At 40.5% G+C, this 1,069-nt stretch carries 1 pseudogene; it reads right to left on the reverse strand.

What is annotated here, in order from left to right:
- A pseudogene (locus ACFIMS_RS09805) lies at positions 1–652 on the reverse strand (hypothetical protein); the annotation flags it as partial.
- Positions 653–1,069 lie beyond the last annotated feature (417 nt).

Below are 1,069 nucleotides of genomic sequence, written 5' to 3' on the forward strand. Positions count from 1 at the left end.
GCCCAGTAAACACACCATTATTAAAAGCTGCATTGCCTCCTAAATAAGTAACAACCTTATCATTCGTTTCAAAAAGCTGACTACCCGTGATAGCATCCGTTGATTTAGCGCTAATCTCACCATTTGCTAGAAACGTAATTCTACTGTTTTCTTGTGTCCTGACAGCTTTGCCTTTTTCTTCTTTACTCTTTTCATGACGCGCTACAAAGGCATCGGCTTCCTTGCTCCATAACAAAGAATCCTGTGCTACTCCTTCAGAAACCTCTTTAATCCTTGCATTCACATTCTTGATATTTGTATCAAGACCTGAAAAAGCGGTTCCAACACCTTGAAAGTCACTCTCTGTTACAACTCCATCTTTAGCAATGTAAGATAATTTATACGTTGGCTGTGTAAGAGCTCCATCTTTAAAGGACGCTTCTCCACCTAAAAACTTAGCTACATCCTCACCTATTTTATTAATCTGTCCACCCGTGATTGCATCATGTGAACCCTTGGCAATCTGACCATCGGCAACATTATGAAGACCAACAGCTGCCTTATCCTTACCTTTGCCTAAAGTCACACTCGTATAATCAGTTTCATCACCTGTTTTATCGTAATGAACAACAGCCGAGTCATCTGACTGAAGGCTGGTAGAAAGATCCTTCAAACCTTTATCAAGCTGACCTTTGTTAACAGCTTCATTATCCTTTGTTGCTTCACCAACACCTGAAAGTGTCCGATCCGAACCAGTCTTGTTGGCTATGTTGATTTCACTACCTTCTACTTCTTTACCAATAGTGATAACTTTTGTCTTTTCATCCTGCTTGGCAAGGCTATCACTGACTACANACCTTCTACTTCTTTACCAATAGTGATAACTTTTGTCTTTTCATCCTGCTTGGCAAGGCTATCACTGACTACATTGGTCACATCATTGTGAACATTCGTGATAGAACTTGCAACACCCGCAAGTGCTTCCGCTACACTATTGTAAACCTTTTCATCACCAGTGCTACCATCATCATTGACAGTTTTAAGTTTGAATGTGGGTGCAACCCATTTTCCATTTTCATAGCCAGCACCT

The sequence above is a fragment of the Bartonella sp. AP331QHHD genome (assembly GCF_042195905.1).
Lineage (GTDB): Bacteria > Pseudomonadota > Alphaproteobacteria > Rhizobiales > Rhizobiaceae > Bartonella.